9 protein-coding genes are annotated in these 15,193 nt (G+C 69.2%); 7 read left to right on the top strand and 2 right to left on the bottom strand.

Translation table 11 applies throughout. The features are described 5' to 3' along the window. Positions 1-80 precede the first annotated feature (80 nt). From QBJ89_RS07455 to QBJ89_RS07435, 5 genes are all read left to right on the top strand, one after another. Positions 81-1,169: a LacI family DNA-binding transcriptional regulator gene (locus QBJ89_RS07455; protein WP_277979888.1), complete on the top strand. Its 1,089-nt coding sequence runs from the start codon at positions 81-83 to the stop codon at positions 1,167-1,169. A gap of 221 nt (positions 1,170-1,390) precedes the next feature. After that, positions 1,391-3,619, top strand: a complete 2,229-nt coding sequence (locus QBJ89_RS07450) for a WD40/YVTN/BNR-like repeat-containing protein (RefSeq protein WP_277979887.1) — start codon at positions 1,391-1,393, stop codon at positions 3,617-3,619. After that, complete coding sequence (locus tag QBJ89_RS07445; protein ID WP_277979886.1) at positions 3,616-5,244, top strand: DUF5597 domain-containing protein; 1,629 nt, start codon at positions 3,616-3,618, stop codon at positions 5,242-5,244. The genes QBJ89_RS07450 and QBJ89_RS07445 overlap by 4 nt, the downstream gene beginning before the upstream one ends. 284 nt (positions 5,245-5,528) lie before the next feature. Then, entirely contained in the window at positions 5,529-6,146 is a 618-nt protein-coding gene (locus tag QBJ89_RS07440; RefSeq protein WP_277979885.1) for a TetR/AcrR family transcriptional regulator, read from the top strand. Positions 6,147-6,430: 284 nt separating this feature from the next. Next, positions 6,431-6,856, top strand: a complete 426-nt coding sequence (locus QBJ89_RS07435) for a hypothetical protein (protein ID WP_277979884.1) — start codon at positions 6,431-6,433, stop codon at positions 6,854-6,856. A gap of 292 nt (positions 6,857-7,148) precedes the next feature. On the opposite strand, the gene QBJ89_RS07430 is transcribed toward QBJ89_RS07435, so the two are convergent. Next, a complete protein-coding gene (locus QBJ89_RS07430; protein ID WP_431522518.1) occupies positions 7,149-9,491 on the bottom strand; it encodes a GH92 family glycosyl hydrolase in 2,343 nt (780 codons plus the stop codon). A gap of 26 nt (positions 9,492-9,517) precedes the next feature. Continuing rightward, positions 9,518-10,471 (bottom strand): ROK family protein, encoded by a 954-nt coding sequence (locus QBJ89_RS07425; protein WP_277979883.1) that lies wholly within the window; start codon positions 10,469-10,471, stop codon positions 9,518-9,520. A gap of 220 nt (positions 10,472-10,691) precedes the next feature. Here QBJ89_RS07425 and QBJ89_RS07420 point away from each other — a divergent pair, with 220 nt between their 5' ends. Together QBJ89_RS07420 and QBJ89_RS07415 are read left to right on the top strand one after the other, a co-directional pair. After that, complete coding sequence (locus QBJ89_RS07420) at positions 10,692-11,873, top strand: ROK family transcriptional regulator (RefSeq protein WP_277979882.1); 1,182 nt, start codon at positions 10,692-10,694, stop codon at positions 11,871-11,873. Between the two features lie 212 nt (positions 11,874-12,085). Next, positions 12,086-15,187 carry a TonB-dependent receptor gene (locus QBJ89_RS07415; protein ID WP_277979881.1) on the top strand — a complete coding sequence of 1,034 codons (3,102 nt, stop codon included), beginning with the start codon at positions 12,086-12,088 and terminating at the stop codon, positions 15,185-15,187. Positions 15,188-15,193: the final 6 nt, after the last annotated feature.

Here is a 15,193-nt window from a genome sequence, read left to right as displayed (position 1 = left end):
AAGCGGCTACTTGAGAACGCTATCAGCATTTTCGTCAGCGCGACTAGGCGCGGCGCCTTTTACTGGTACGTATCGCAGCCATGAGTGGGGACATCCGCAGGATCCGCGGCACGGGATCGCGCCAGACCGGGGCACCGACGATCGCCGATGTGGCGCAGCTCGCCGGCGTCTCGACGATGACGGTATCGCGCGTGATCAACGGCGAGAACAACGTGCGCGAGGCGACGCGCGCGGCGGTGCGCGAGGCGATCCAGCGGCTCGACTATGCGCCCAACCGCGCCGCGCGCAGCCTGGCGGGCGCGTCGCAGGTGCGGCTGGGCCTGCTCTACAGCAACCCGAGCGAGGCTTATCTCAGCGCCTTTCTGCTCGGCAGTCTCGACGAGGCGGGGCGCGGCGACATCCAGCTGGTGGTGCAGAAATGCGACCCAGGGGAGCATGAGGCGGAGGTCGCCCAGCGACTGGTCGCCTCGGGCCTTGACGGCATCATCCTCCCGCCGCCGCTGTGCGACTCGCCGCTGGTGCTCGATGTGCTGCTCGCCGCACGCGTGCCGACCGTGGTGGTGGCGACGAGCAGCTCGCCCGCCGGGATCGGTCGCGTCTCGATCGACGACCGCGCCGCGGCACGCGCGATGACCCAACATCTCCTGGCACTCGGGCACCAACGCGTCGGCTTCATCACCGGCAACCCCAATCTGACCGCGAGCGAGGAGCGGCTGGCAGGCTATCGCGATGCGCTGGCGGGATCGGGGCTGCCGATCGACGAGGCGCTGATCGCGCACGGGCTGTTCAGCTACCGCTCGGGGCTCGACGCCACCGAGGAGCTGCTCGACATCGCGCAGCCGCCCAGCGCAATCTTCGCCAGCAACGACGACATGGCCGCCGCCAGCGTGGCGGTGGCGCACCGGCGCGGGCTCGACGTACCCGGCGATCTCACCGTGGTCGGCTTCGACGACAGCACGCTAGCGACGACGATCTGGCCCGAGCTCACCACCATCCACCAGCCGATCGCGGACATGAGCCGCGCCGCGGTTCAGATGCTGACCCAGATGCTGCGTGCGCGTCGCGATGACCCTACCGCGAGCGCGCCCGATCTCGTGCTCGATCACACATTGGTGCGACGCCAATCGGACGCAGCGCCACGGCGTCGCCCCGGCGCGCGGGCGCGGTGAGAGGGGCGGGCGTGGCTCGTCTCCTGCCGCCATCCTGGAGTTGTTTCAGGATCCACCGTCCTGCGAGTGCCACCAAGGCTGGTTTAGCCTCACCGTGAATCCTGAAACGAGCTCAGGATGGCGGGCACGGGCGGGGCCGGTTGGAAGCCATTGTGGTAGCGGTACCTTCCATGCCATAGCCGCTTTAAAGTAATCTGATAAATCGCGTGAGAGGAAAGAGGTTGAGGATCCGACCGGCTGCCATCCTCCTCGCCATGTTCGCCTCGCCGGCGGTGAACGTTCTCGCTGCGCCGGTGGCACCTTATGCCTGGCACAACGTGACGGTGGGCGGCGGCGGCTTCGCGCCCGGCATCGTTTTCAGCCGCGCCGAGCGCGGGCTCGCCTATCTCCGCACCGACATGGGCGGCGCCTATCGCTGGGACGCCGCCACCAGGCGCTGGGTGCCGTTGCAGGACGACGCCGCCGAACCAAGCTACATGGGCGTGGAGAGCGTCGCGCCCGATCCGGTCGACGCGAACCGCGTCTATCTCGCGGTCGGGATGGGCGCGCGCGGTCCGGCCGCGATCCTGCGCTCCAGCGACCGCGGCGCGCACTGGCGCACGACTGCGGTGCCGTTTGCGATGGGCGGCAATGAGGACGGGCGCGGCCTGGGCGAGCGGCTCGCGATCGACCCCAACGCGCGCGCCACCCTCTTCTTCGGCTCGCGTCACGACGGTCTGTGGCGCAGCGACGATTCGGCGGCAACGTGGCGCAAGGTGGCGCGCTTCCCGCTCGCCGGGCTCGGCCGCCCCGATCGGCCGCGGACGACTCACGGCGGCCTGTCGTTCGTGTTGTTCGATCCGGCGCGCCGCGGTCGAATGTTCGTCGGCAGCGCCGACCCGGGCGAGCACCACCTGTTCCGCTCCGATGACGGCGGCGCGACCTGGCGCGCGGTCGGGGGTGGACCGCGCGCCGCCCTGCTCCCGGTCAAGGCCGCGGTGGCCGGGGACGGTGTCGTCACGCTGAGTTACAGCGACGCGATCGGCCCGAACGGAGTCAAAGACGGCGCGGTGTGGCGTTACGACCCCGACGCCGGCACGTGGCGCGACGTCACCCCGCCACGCGCCGCGGGTGAGGTGCCGGGCGGCTTCTTCGGCGTCGCGGTTTCGGCGCAGGACCCACGCGTCATCGCGGTGAGCACGGTCAATCGCTACCAGCCCGTCGACACGGTGTGGCGCTCGACCGACGCGGGCGCTCACTGGGACGAGTTGTGGCGCCGCAGCACGCGCGACGTCAGCGCCACGCCCTTCCTCGACTTCGACGGACAAGCCAATTTCGGTCACTGGATCGCGGGGCTCGCGATCGATCCGTTCGATCCCACCCACGCCGCTTATGTCACCGGCGCGACCGTCTACGCGACCGACGCGTTCGCGCGCCCGGGCACGATGCGCTGGGCGCCCTGGACGCGCGGGATCGAGCAGACCGCGATCATCACGCTGGTGAGTCCGACCGGCGGCGCGCCACTGGTCTCGGGCTTCGGTGACCTCGGCGGCTTTCGTCACGCCGATCTCACGCGCTCGCCCGCGCACGTCCACCGCACGCCGTTCCTGACCAACACCAACTCGCTTGATTATGCCGGCGCGGCACCGCTGGTGCTGGTCCGCAGCGGCAACACGCACAAGCCGGTGGTGCCTGACACGTCGCTCGCCTGGTCGCAGGACGGCGGCGAGCGCTGGGCGCCGCTCCGGCTTCCCGCGAGCGAGACCACCATGCGTCCCGACAGCACAACCACGCGCGCGCAGACCGGCAGCGCCGCGATCACCGTCTCGGCCGACGGCGCGACGTTCTTGGTCGAGAGCGACCGGCCGCTACTGACGCGCGACCGCGGCGTGACTTGGCACGCGATCGCCGGCCTGCCGGTCGGCGCGCGCGTCACCGCCGACAAGGCCGATCCGCGCCGCTTCTTTGCGGTTGATGCCGAGCGCGGTCGCGTGATGCGCAGCGACGACGGCGGTGCCAGCTTCGCGGCCGTGGCAGGGCAGGGGCTGCCCGGCGATCTCTCGGGCGCGCGCGCAACGGGGCGCGAGGCCGCTAATCCCATGGTGGCGGTGCCGGGGCGCGCCGGCGCGCTGTGGCTGCTCGTCGCGGGCACGCTCTACCATTCGCAGGATGCGGGCGAGCATTGGGCCCGGGCGGACAGCGCGGCGCGGATCGACCACTTCGGGCTCGGCAAGGAGGCGCCGGGCAGCGCCTGGCCGGCACTCTACGCGATCGCGGCGGTCGACGGCGCGCGCGGGATCTATCGCTCGACCGATGGTGGCGTTCGCTGGATCCAGATCAACGACGCGGCGCATCGCTGGGGGCTGCGGCTGCGCGTGATCAGCGGCGACCCGCGGCGCTACGGCCGGGTCTATGTCGGCACCGACGGCCGCGGCATCATGTACGGCGATCCGAAAGGGGAGGGTGAATGACCAGATCATGGGGACGAGCCGCGATGCTCGCGGCGGCGGGAGCCGCCGTTCTGGGCGCGACGACCGCGCGCGCGCAGGCCGCTGCGCCACTGCCACGGCTGGTGCGCCAGGACGGGCGGCACGCTTTGCTGGTCGACGGCGCGCCCTTCCTGATGCTGGGCGCGCAGGTCAACAATTCGAGCAACTATGCCGCGGCGCTGCCTGAGGTGTGGCCGGTGCTCGACCGGATCCACGCCAACACGATCGAGATCCCAATCGCCTGGCAGCAGGTCGAGCCGCGCGAGGGCCAGTTCGACCTTTCCTTCCTGCAGACCCTGCTCGATCAGGCGCGCGCGCACGACAAGCGCGTGGTGCTGCTGTGGTTCGGCACGTGGAAGAACACGAGTCCGGGCTACACGCCCGACTGGGTCAAGCTCGACAACCGCCGCTTTCCGAGGATGAAGACGCGCGACGGCAAGGATCACGGCGTGCTCACCCCGCTGTCGCAGGCGACCCTGGCGGCGGACCGGCGCGCCTTCGTCAAGGTGATGGAATATCTTCGCGACCGCGACCAGCAGCACACCGTCGTGATGGTCCAGCCCGAGAATGAGACGGGCAGCTATCGCAACCCGCGCGACTATGGCGCGGAGGGCGAGCGCCTGTTCGCGCAGCCGATCCCGCCCGCGCTGGCGAAGCGCACCGGCAAGCGCGGCACCTGGGCGCAGGCGTTCGGGGCGCAGGCCGACCGCGCCTTCAACACCTGGTACGTCGCCTCCTACGTCAACGCCATCGCGGCCGCCGGGAAGAAAGCCAAGCCGCTCCCGATGTACGTCAACGCCGCGCTCGCCGGGCCGTCGAACGTGCCCGATCCCGACGGCGTCGCCAGCGGCGGGCCGCAGCAGGACGTGCTCGACATCTGGAAGGCGGCGGCGCCGTCGATCGATTTCGCCGCGCCGGACATCTACGATCGAAAGAGCGCTAACGTCGTCCAGTATCTCGACAAATACGCGCGTCCCGACAATGCGCTGATGGTGCCGGAGATCGGCAATGCGCGCGAGTTCGCGCGCTTCTTCTACGCCGCGCTGGGCCGTGGTGCGATCGGCTATGCGCCGTTCGGCATGGACGCGACCGGCTATTACAACTTCCCGCTGGGGGCGAAGGCACTGGACGCCGAGACGCTCGACGCCATCGCTCTGCCCTATGCGACACTGGCGCCGATCGCGCGCGACTGGGCGCGGCTCGCGGCCTCGCGCCCGACCTGGGGCGCGGCCAAGCCCGACGACGGCGCGACCGTCTCCACCACGCTCGGCGCGTGGAAGATCGCGGCGACCTGGGGCGAGTGGCAGTTCGGCATGCGCGAGTGGACCTGGCTCAAGGCCGATCCCGCGCCCTGGGCGAACGAGCCGGTCGGTGGCGTCGCGGTGGCGCAGCTCTCCGACGACGAGTTCCTGCTGGTGGGCGACCACGCACGGGTCACCTTCTCCGCCGCGAGCGGCGAGGGCATGGTGGTGCGAGTCGAGGAGGGCGGCTTCCAGGACGGCAAATGGGTCATGTCGCGCGTGTGGAACGGCGACCAGACCGACTATGGCATCAACCTGGTCGATCGCCCGCAGGTGCTGAAGGTGACGATGGGGCGCTATCGCTGAGATCGCGTCACGGCTTGGCCGGGGATGCCGCTGGCATTGGCGCGCTCATCCGAATACCTCCGCCATCCCGGACGTGTGCGGCCATCCACTGATCCGCACCCGCGACGGTCGCAATACTCGTGGTCGAGTCGACGGTGGAACACGATCGGTGACGAAGCTGGGATGAGCGACCGATCAGGGGCCGCCAAGGGATCGGGACCCCCCTCGGCTCTTCCGCGCGCTGCGACAGGACGAGCCGAGCCCACCTAGACGCGGCGTTGCAGGCGCATTACATACCGGCCGTTATGGAATCTATTGCCACCGCCTGTTCCGCCGTCAAGGGCCGCCCGCGTGAGTTCTGCACCGAGCAGGCGCTCGCGGCGGCGCTCGGGGTTTTCTGGACCAAGGGATATGAGGGCGCGTCCATGGCCGACCTCACCTCGGCGATGGGGATCACCAAGCCCAGCCTCTATGCCGCCTTCGGCAACAAGGAAGCGCTGTTCCACAAGGCGCTCGACCTCTACGAGGCGGAGAAGCTGGCCTATACGCGCGAGGCGCTCAACCAGCCGACCGCACGTGCCGTCGCCGAGTGTTTCATGCGCGGCGCGATCAACGCGCAGTGCAACAGCGGGAGCCCCAAGGGGTGCCTCGGCGTGATCAGCACCACCGCTTGCGGGTCGGAGGGCCAGTCAATCAAGGACGACGTGATCGCGCGCCGTGCCTCGTCGCAAAAGGCACTGGTCGAGCGGTTCGAGCAGGCGCAGCAGGCCGGCGAGTTCCCCGCGCACATCACGCCGCAGGCACTCTGCCAGTATCTCTATGCGATCCTGCAGGGCATGGCGGTGCAGGCCGGTTCGGGCGCCACACGCACCGAACTCGAGCAGGTGGTCGACACCAGTCTCGCAATGTGGCCGACGCGCTGAGCTGCTCGTAAGAAAAAACGCTACCGAGCGGTACATAAAGCGTTGACGCCGTCCGGCAGGCTTTCTATACCACACAGTATAGAAACGGCGGTGACGCTCCGGCGGCACCTTCACCGGAGGGATGCCGCGATGGTACGACCGCTCACCCACGATCCAGCGACCTGATCGCCGGTACGGTGGCGCGTCCGACGCGCTGCACCCTCGCTCTAGACTGACACGGCGCTCTCGCCCCGGTTTTCCGGCGGGTGGCGTGCGCCCCGCATACTCCGAAGGGGAGAGACGACATGGCCTTTATCGATTTCACGTCCGCTATCGGCGGTGCCGCCGCGCTCTCCGCCGAGCGCCATCTCGCGTCGGCCCCCGTCGCGCCGACCGCGGAGCCCGAGGTCACCGCCGACCGCGCGGCACTGAGCGCGCTCGAGTGGCTGGTGGTGTCGCTGGCCCGACGTGACCGGATCTCGTCGCTGCGCGAGCCCGGCCGTATCGCGGTGGCGATGGGCGTGTTGTTCGGCAAGCAGCCCAATCCGCGGCTGGCGGATCCAAAGCTGGAGGCCCTGCGCCGGCTCGCGGTGCATGCCTGGCACCAGGGCTTCGCGGTGCCGGTGAGCGCGGTAAAGGGCTTCCTCGCCGCGGGCTATACCAACGATCATTACGAGCTGCTGCTCGCCAGCATCAGCAGCGCGCGGCTGCGCCGGCCCGAGCGCCGCTGAGCGGGCGCGCGGAGGCGACGCCGGGGCGGGCGGCCGATCCCCCCGTCTGAACGGTCAGCGTGCTCCGACAAGCGTCGACGCCTGGATCCGCCGACGTCCCCGTCGATCGCGCTGAACCGCCGCAGGTGCGGGAGCACGAGCCCGCATAGGTTATCAGTTACCGGCGCCTGCCGGCGAGGCGTCGATCTGATGCGCTCAGGATCGACGCCTCCTCTCGCCGTCATCCCCGCTACCTCCGCGACGCCGAAGGCGGCCTCAGCGGGGCGGGATTGCCGGCGCGGACTGGAAGCCCTCAGCGCGTAGTCGAGAACGGTCGAGCGGCGCGTCCCGCGCCCCACGCCTTGTTGGGACGCGCCGTCATGGTAAAGCGCAGCTCGCCGCCGGCCCGCAGTTCATCGTCGCCGATCCAGCTGTGCGTCAGCGGCTTGCCATTGAGCGTCACGGTGCCGACGTAGCGGTTCGCGTCCGACAAGCCGGCCGCGACGACCGCGAAGCTCTTGCCGTCGGGCAGCCGCAGCGTCGCGCGGGACACGAACGGGCGGCCGATCACATATTGGTTGCTGCCCGGCGCCACCGGGTAGAAGCCGAGCGCGGTGAACACCAGCCAGGCCGACATCTGGCCGAGATCGTCGTTGCCGCTCAGCCCCTGGGGCGTGGCGTGGTATTGCGTGTCGACGATCTGCTTGAGCCGCTCCTGCGTGCGCCATGGTGCGCCGGCGTACGTGTAGAGATAAGCGACGTGGTGGCTCGGCTCGTTGCCGTGGATGTACTGGCCGATCAGCCCGGCGATATCCTCGGCATGGCTGTAGTCGAGCTTGGAATTATCATAGTCGAACATCGCGTCGAGCTTGGCGATCGCCTTGCGGTCGCCGCCCAGCAAGCGGAACAGGCCGGCCTGGTCCTGCGGCATGAACCAGCTATACTGCCAGGCATTGCCCTCGGTATAATCAGAGCCGTAGTTGATCGCAGTCGGGTCGAACGGCGTGCGATAGCTGCCGTCGCTCTTTCGCGCGCGCAGCCAGCCGGTCCTGACGTCGAAGCTGTTGCGCCAGTTGGTCGCGCGCTGCTCGAAGCGCTGCGCCACGGCGGTGCGGCCCAGCGCGCGCGCCATCCGCGCGATGGTCCAGTCGTCATAGGCATATTCGACCGTCTTCGACGCCGCCTCGGGCTCGCGGTCGATCGGCACATAGCCCAGCTTCATATAGTCGCCGAGCCCGCCATACGGGGCATAGTCCGCGCTGGCGACCATGGCGTCGAGCGCGGCGTTCGCGTCGAAGCCGCGAAAGCCCTTGAGATAGGCATCGGCGATCACCGGCACGGCGTGATAGCCGATCATCGTCCAGGTCTCGCGACCGGCGAACTGCCACACCGGCAGGATGCCGTGCGGGCTGTAGCGCTGGCTGTCGACCAGCGAGCGCACGACGTCGTTCGTGGTCTGCGCCGGCTGCACCAGCGTCAGCAGCGGGTGCTCCGCACGGAACGTATCCCACAGCGAGAAGGTCGAGCGGAAGGTATAGCCCTCGGCGCGATGCACCTGGTTGTCCGGGCCGCGGTAGCGCCCGTCCGCATCGCTCCAGACGCTCGGCGCGATCAGGCTGTGGTAAAGTGCGGTGGCGACGATCGTCCGGGTCGGCGCGGGCGCCTCCAGCTCGATCGCGCCGAGCGCCGCGTCCCAGGCGGCGCGGGTGCGCGCCAGCGTGGCGTCGAAGTCGCCCGGCTCGGCGTCGAGATTGGCGACGGCGCCCGCCTCGTCCACCCCCGAGAGCGCGACGCGGACCTCGAGCGGGCGATCGAGTGCGCCGAAGTCGAGCCGCCCTTCCAACTGCTTGCCGAGCTTCTCGGCGAGCGCGTCGCTGCCGCGGCCGGGTGCCTGAAAACCTTTGTAGGTGATGTCGGCGTCGCGATCGACCAACGCATGTCCCGTAAGCGGCGCCGAGAAGCGCATCGCGAAGAACAGCTTGCGCCCCGGTGCCCAGCCGCGCGTTTCGCGAAAGCCGGTCAGCGTGCCGTCGGCGCGCAGGTGCAGCCCCGACCACAGCACCTTGCCGGGGTAATTGTAGAGAGAACGGCGCAGGTCGAGCACGAGATGCGCCGCCTTGCCCGCCGGGAAGGTGTAGCGGTGCACGCCGACGCGCGTCCCGGCGGTCATTTCGGCGCGCACCTGCGGGGCGTCGAGCGTCACCGCATAATAGCCGGGGCGTGCCACCTCGCTGGCATGGGCGAAGCGCGAGCGGTAGCCCGGTGCCTCGGGCGTCCCCGGGTCCATCGCCACCGCGTCGCCGCTGACCGGCATCACCAGCACGTCGCCGAGATCGGAGTGGCCCGCACCCGAGAAATGCGTGTGGCTGAAACCCTCGATCGTGGGGTCGTCGTGGCGATAGCCGGCGGCATGCGCGTAGCATTCGCGGATGACGCAGCTTGTGTCGGTGTCGGGCGAGAGCTGCACCATGCCGAAGGGTGCCACCGCGCCGGGGAAGGTGTGGCCCTCGCCGCCGGTGCCGATGAACGGGTCGACCGCGTCGATCGTGCGCGCCGGGCCGGTCGCGCTGGCAGGTGAGGAGGCCTGCTGCCCAACCGCTGGGGCGCCGAGCAGCGCGAGCGCGGCGCTGCCGGCGGCGAGACGGTGGCGGATGATGGCGGGGCGGGGGCGCGCGGCGCGGCTCACAGCATCGCCTCCGCCGCGATCCGCGCGGCGACGTCGGCGGCTTCCTCCAGCGCGTCGGCTGCGAGCGCGATCGCGCCGAGCGGACCGGCGCGGTCGCCGAGCGCAGGCGGGACGATATAGCCGTTCTCGGGCAACTCCATGTAACCGGCCAGGCTCACCTCGAGCCGCGCCGCGATCCGCGGGAGCAGGTGCGGCTGCTTGACCGGCATGCCGCCTCCTATCGCGATCCGCAGCGGACCGGTGCTGCCCACCAGCGCATGGCACATCGCCGCAAGCACGTCGACGATCGGCTCCCACACCGGGTCGTCGGGTCCGACCGTCGCGACGTCGCGGTCGCCGAGCCGCAACCGCAGCGCGCTTCCCGAAGCGAGCCCCTCGACGCAATCGTCGTGGTAGCGGCAGGCGCTCGGGGCGTCGTCGCCGCGCGCGCGCGGTACGCGGATATGGCCGATCTCGCTGTGGCCAAGCCCGCGCGTGGGGCGGCCGTGCACCACAAGCCCGACGCCCACGCCCGTGCCGACGGTGACATAAGCGAAATCGTCGAGCCCGCGGCCGGCACCCCAGCGCATCTCGGCGAGCGCCGCGCCGTTGACGTCGGTGTCGAACCCGGTCGGCAACGCGAGCGGGGCGGCGACGGTGCCGAGCACGTCGGCGTCGCGCCAGCCCGGCTTGTTCGTCGCGAGGACATGGCCGTATCGCGGCGAGGCGCGGTCGAGGCACACCGGCCCGAAGGAGGCGATGCCGACCGCGGCGAGCCCGTGACGCTCGCGCCAGCCCGCCAGCACCGCGGCGAGCGCGGGCAGCGTCTCGTCCGGGGCGAGCGTCGGCAGCGTCACTTGGTCGAGCACCGCGTCGGGCGAATGCGCCAGCGTCGCCACGCATTTGGTGCCGCCCAGCTCCACCCCAGCGAGCGGCGCGCGCGCCGCCGGCCCGTCCGCCTGATATCGCATCGCGCTCTCCCCCGTCCCTTGCACGTCGCGCGTGAAGGCCGCGCGTTGATCCCTGAACTTGGCTGTTTAGAACACCAAATTGCATAATTCAAATTCGGCGTGCCGGTTGTTCTTGCTTGCGGTGCCCGGCGAAAGGCGCTGGAACGGGAGCGATAACAGTTCAGGAGATGACAGGCATGCGACGATCCGCGACGAGGTGGGCGGCGACAGGGCGGGCGGCGTGAGCGGGGAACCGCCGCGCCTCTCGGGCACCAACCTCGAACGCGCCGCCGATCACAACCAACGGGTGACGCTCCACGCCATCCGAGTCGGCGGCTCGCTAACCAGGGTCGAGCTGGCGCAGATCACCGGGCTGACCGGGCCGGCGATCGCCAATATTACCCGGCGATTGCTGCAGGACGGGCTGATCCAGGAAGCCGGGCAGCGCCGCGGTGGGCGCGGCCAGCCGCCGACCAAGCTCGAGGTCAAGCGCGACGCCTGCTACTCGATCGGGGTCAACGTCGACCGTGATCATATCACGTTGGTGCTGGTCGATTTCGCCGGCGAGACGCTGGCGCGGCGATCGGAAGAGGTCGATTTCGCGCTGCCCGACGACGTGCGCTCTTTCTATCGCCGCTCGATCAAGCCGATGCTGCGCGCTGCCGGGGTCGACCCCGCCAAGCTGGTCGGGCTCGGCGTGGCGGTGCCGGACGATCTCGGCTCGGTCGATCTGCCGGGCCGGCCCGCCGCCTATGACGCCTGGGAGCGGGTCGACATGGCGGCGCTGTTCGCCGAGCCGCTCGCACTGCCGGTTTTCGTCGAGAATGACGCCGCCGCGGCGGCGACCGGCGAAATGCAGCTCGGGCGCGGCCAGCGGCTGAGCAACTTCTTCTATATCCTGATCTCCTCGGGTCTGGGCGGCGGCGTGGTGAGCGACGGCGTCTACGCGCGCGGCGCGCATGGCCGCAGCGGCGAACTCGGCTTCATGCTCGCGCCGGGCGAGGACGGCACGCGCCAGCAGGTGCAGAAGCTGGTATCGCGCTCGGGGCTGCAGGAGCATCTCGCGCGCGACGGCGTCGCCATCGCCGCCGCGCTCGCCTCGGATGCGAGCGAGGGCGCGCGCGCCAGCGTCGACGCCTGGCTCGACCGCGCGGCGCGGCAGCTGTGCACCCCGCTGGACGCGATCAGTTGCCTGATCGACCCCGCCGCGGTGCTGATCGGTGGCCGATTGCCGGCCGCCGTGGTCGAGTCGCTCGCCGAACGCGTCAACGCGTTGCTCGGCGAGATCACCGACGCGCCCGCGGTGGCGCCGGTCGAACGCGCCGCTTTGTCCGAGGACGCGCCCGCGGTTGGTGCCGCGATCCTGCCGTTCAGCCATTTCCTCCTGCCCAAGCCTGGCGCGCTGTGGAAGGCGGTCGAATAAGACCGCCCCGGCTACAAGTCCTCATGTTCGCAAAGGTTTGCGCGAACGTTCTCAATTCTTCCATTTGACAATTTGCTTTTGCTATTGTCTGATTAACCTCGTGATCGCCGCTCGGCATGAGGGGTGCAGCGTGCCGCTGGCGCGCTCGCGGCGGTTCGGTCGAGGGACGCGGCGGGGCAACGAATCCCGCCGCGAAGAGGAGGGATGGACTTATGCGAGGTTTCACTGCCCAAGCCCCGTCGCGCGCGTCGCTGCGCCGTCGGATGCCGCTGCTGCTGGCAGGGGTGAGTCTGGCCGCGGGGATCGTCGGCAGCGCGCAGGCGCAGCAGACCAGCCCCTCGACCGCCGCCGGCGCGCAGGCCGACAAGGCGCCCGACCAGACGGTCGTGCCGGCGCCGTCGAGCAACACCGGCGAGGTCTCCGCGCCCGCTGCCAACAGCACGCTCGACAGCCCCGGCCAGCTCCAGGCCGACGCCGCCGACTCCGCCGCGGACGGCGGTGACATCGTCGTCACCGGCTATCGCCGCTCGATCGAGCAGAGCCTCAACCGCAAGCGCGAGGCCAACGCCTTCGTCGACGTGATCACCGCCGAGGACGTCGGCAAGTTTCCCGACAAGAACGTCGCCGACTCGCTCCAGCGCGTCCCCGGCGTGATCATCGACCGCGACGGCGGCGAGGGCAGCCGCGTCAGTATCCGAGGCCTCAGCTCGGACCTGACGCTGACCGAACTCAACGGCAATTTCATCGCCTCCGCGGACAGCGGCGAGCCCTCGCGCTCGTTCAATTACCTGCTGCTGCCCTCGACGCTGATCGGCAGCGTCGAGGTGTTCAAGTCACCCGAGGCGCGGCTCGACGAGGGTGGCGTCGGCGGCGTCATCATCAACCACACGCGCGTACCCTTCGACCTCGAGCCCTGGTCGGGCACGGTCTCCGCCGAGGGCACCTACGCCGACGTCAGCGACAAGGTGGAGCCCAACGTCTCGGGCCTGCTGTCGTGGCACAACGAGGAGAAGACGCTCGGATTCCTCGTCGGCGCGACCTATCAAGTGCGCACCAACCGCTCGCTGAGCGCCTCGGGCGACAGCTGGCAGTGGTGGACCGACGACAAGGGCACCCATCCCGCCACCGACGTCAACGGCAATACCTTCGCCAACGACTCGGCGATCAACTACTGGAACGACGGCACGGACGGCGGCACCACGACGCAGAGCGGTACCCACTATGGCAACGGCTATTGGGCGCCCCAGTCGGTCAGCGAGACGATCCTCAACCAGAAGCGCAAGCGGCTCGGCATCCAGGCGACGATGCAGGCCAAGCCGTTCGACAATCTCGAGATCACGGCCAATTATTTCCGCTTCCAGCTGGACGGCAACTATACCAGCAGCACGATCAAGATCCCCGAATGGGGCTATGGCAACTTCTTCACCGACGCGACCTTCGACAAGAGCGGCACGGTCCTGACCGGCGCGACCTTCCAGGTCCCGCCCGAGGGAACGGCGTGCCGCGCCCGGGCCAATCCCTGCACGATGGAGACGCCGGCGCCGCAGGACACGCTCGCGCGCGAGAAGAGCGTGTCCAACACCTACGACGTCCACGCCAAGTGGAACGTCGATCACCTCAGCGTCGACGTCGTCTTCGGCAAGACGCGGGCGACCGGCGGCCCCTCGTTCCAATTCTACGCCCAGGCCAAGCCGCGCAACGGTTCGGTCAACGGGAACATGCTGAGCGCGTGGAACTTCACGGATCAGTCGATCGCGATGAACTTCTCGCCCGACGTGATCCAGAACATGCTCAACGGCGTGGCACAGATCGACCTCGGCTCGACCGGCTCGGGCTTCAACAACAGCTCGATCTCGCAGCGCTACGCGCAGGTCGACGTGACGCGCAGCTTCGACTCGCCGTTCCTCGCCTCGATCCAGGTCGGCGCCAAGTGGCGTGACGGGCGCATCCACCGCGAGACCGGCCGGTTCGAATGGTATTCGGACGCGGCCAACACGCTGCGCTTCCAGGACACCGCCGGCGGTGCGCTGGCGTTGCCGGAGATCTTCTATCCCAACTCGCTCGGCAACATCGCCGGCGGCTTCGAGGCGAGCGCCTTCCCGGCGATCAACATCAACAACTACGTCGACTATCTCAATCGCACCTACAATGGCCCGGTGCGCGTGCCCGAGCCGCAGAACGTCTACAACATCCAGGAGAAGATCTGGGCCGGTTACGCCCAGGCCAACTTCAAGATGGACAACGTCCGCGGTAACCTGGGCCTACGCGTCGTCAACACGAAGCAGGACGGCACGTCGACCGACGTTCTCTATTATGAGAACGACTATTGCGTGAACGGCCCGGGCGGCGCGTTCGACCCGAACAAGCCGGTCGGCGCCGACGGCAATTGCTCGGTCATCCCGCAGAGCCAGCGCGAGGTGCGGGTGTTCAGCCCGAACCAGGAGAACAAGAGCTACACCGACTTCCTGCCGAGCTTCAACATCTCGTGGGAGGCCATGCCGAACCTGCTGATCCGCGCCGCGGCGTCGAAGGTGATCAGCCGGCCCGGTTACGGCGACCTCGCCGGCGCGCGCGGGCTCACCTTCAACTCCGACGCGTTCGTCTTCGACCGCGCCGAGTTCGGCGCACTGCCGGGCTGGTTCGGCAACGGCGGCAACTTCAACCTCAAGCCGTTCAACGCCTGGCAGTATGACGCGGGCGCGGAATGGTATTTCCACCCCGGCTCGGTCGTCGGCTTCACCTTGTTCCGTAAGGACGTGAAGGACTTCATCGTGCCGGTCGTGGTCGACTTCCCGCAGGAGGTCGCGGGCGAGACGGTGACGGTGCAGCAATATTCGACGCAGGCGAACGGCTCCAAGGCGGTGTCGCAGGGCGTCGAGGTCTACGCGCAGCACACGCTCGACTTCGGCCTCGGCGCACAGGTCAACTTCACCTACAACGACACGTCGCAGGCCGACGTGGCGCTGAACGGGACGAAGCTGGGTACCTCGCCGCTGGTCGGCAGCGCGAAGACGCAGGTGAACGCCTCGCTCTTCTACGAGCACGGGCCGGTGCTGGCACGAGTCTCGTACAACCGCCGCGGCGAGGTCGTGCGCGGGCTGTCCTCGGGTCTCAACGTCTACGACGATCCGTACGAGCAGTTCGACCTCAACGGTGCGATCGACGTGATGAAGAACGTCCAGATCACCGCCTCGGTGATCAACCTCACCAAGTCCGAGCAGCGCCAGCATCTCGGCAACGACACCAAGGACCGCTTCATCTCGAACGTCTACTCCGGCCGCCGCTTCTATCTCGGCGCGGCCTTCAAGTTCTGATCATCG

The organism is Sphingomonas phyllosphaerae (genome assembly GCF_029623345.1).
Taxonomy (GTDB): domain Bacteria; phylum Pseudomonadota; class Alphaproteobacteria; order Sphingomonadales; family Sphingomonadaceae; genus Sphingomonas; species Sphingomonas phyllosphaerae_C.
The sequence above is the reverse complement of the archived record's forward strand: the minus strand, read 5'-3'. Positions and strand labels throughout refer to the sequence as shown.

Coding starts and splice junctions, on each gene's coding strand:
- QBJ89_RS07455 (WP_277979888.1), top strand. CDS start 81: ATGAGTGGGGACATCCGCAGGATCCGCGGCACGGGATCGCGCCAGACC.
- QBJ89_RS07445 (WP_277979886.1), top strand. CDS start 3,616: ATGACCAGATCATGGGGACGAGCCGCGATGCTCGCGGCGGCGGGAGCC.
- QBJ89_RS07440 (WP_277979885.1), top strand. CDS start 5,529: ATGGAATCTATTGCCACCGCCTGTTCCGCCGTCAAGGGCCGCCCGCGT.
- QBJ89_RS07435 (WP_277979884.1), top strand. CDS start 6,431: ATGGCCTTTATCGATTTCACGTCCGCTATCGGCGGTGCCGCCGCGCTC.
- QBJ89_RS07425 (WP_277979883.1), bottom strand. CDS start 10,471: ATGCGATATCAGGCGGACGGGCCGGCGGCGCGCGCGCCGCTCGCTGGG.
- QBJ89_RS07415 (WP_277979881.1), top strand. CDS start 12,086: ATGCGAGGTTTCACTGCCCAAGCCCCGTCGCGCGCGTCGCTGCGCCGT.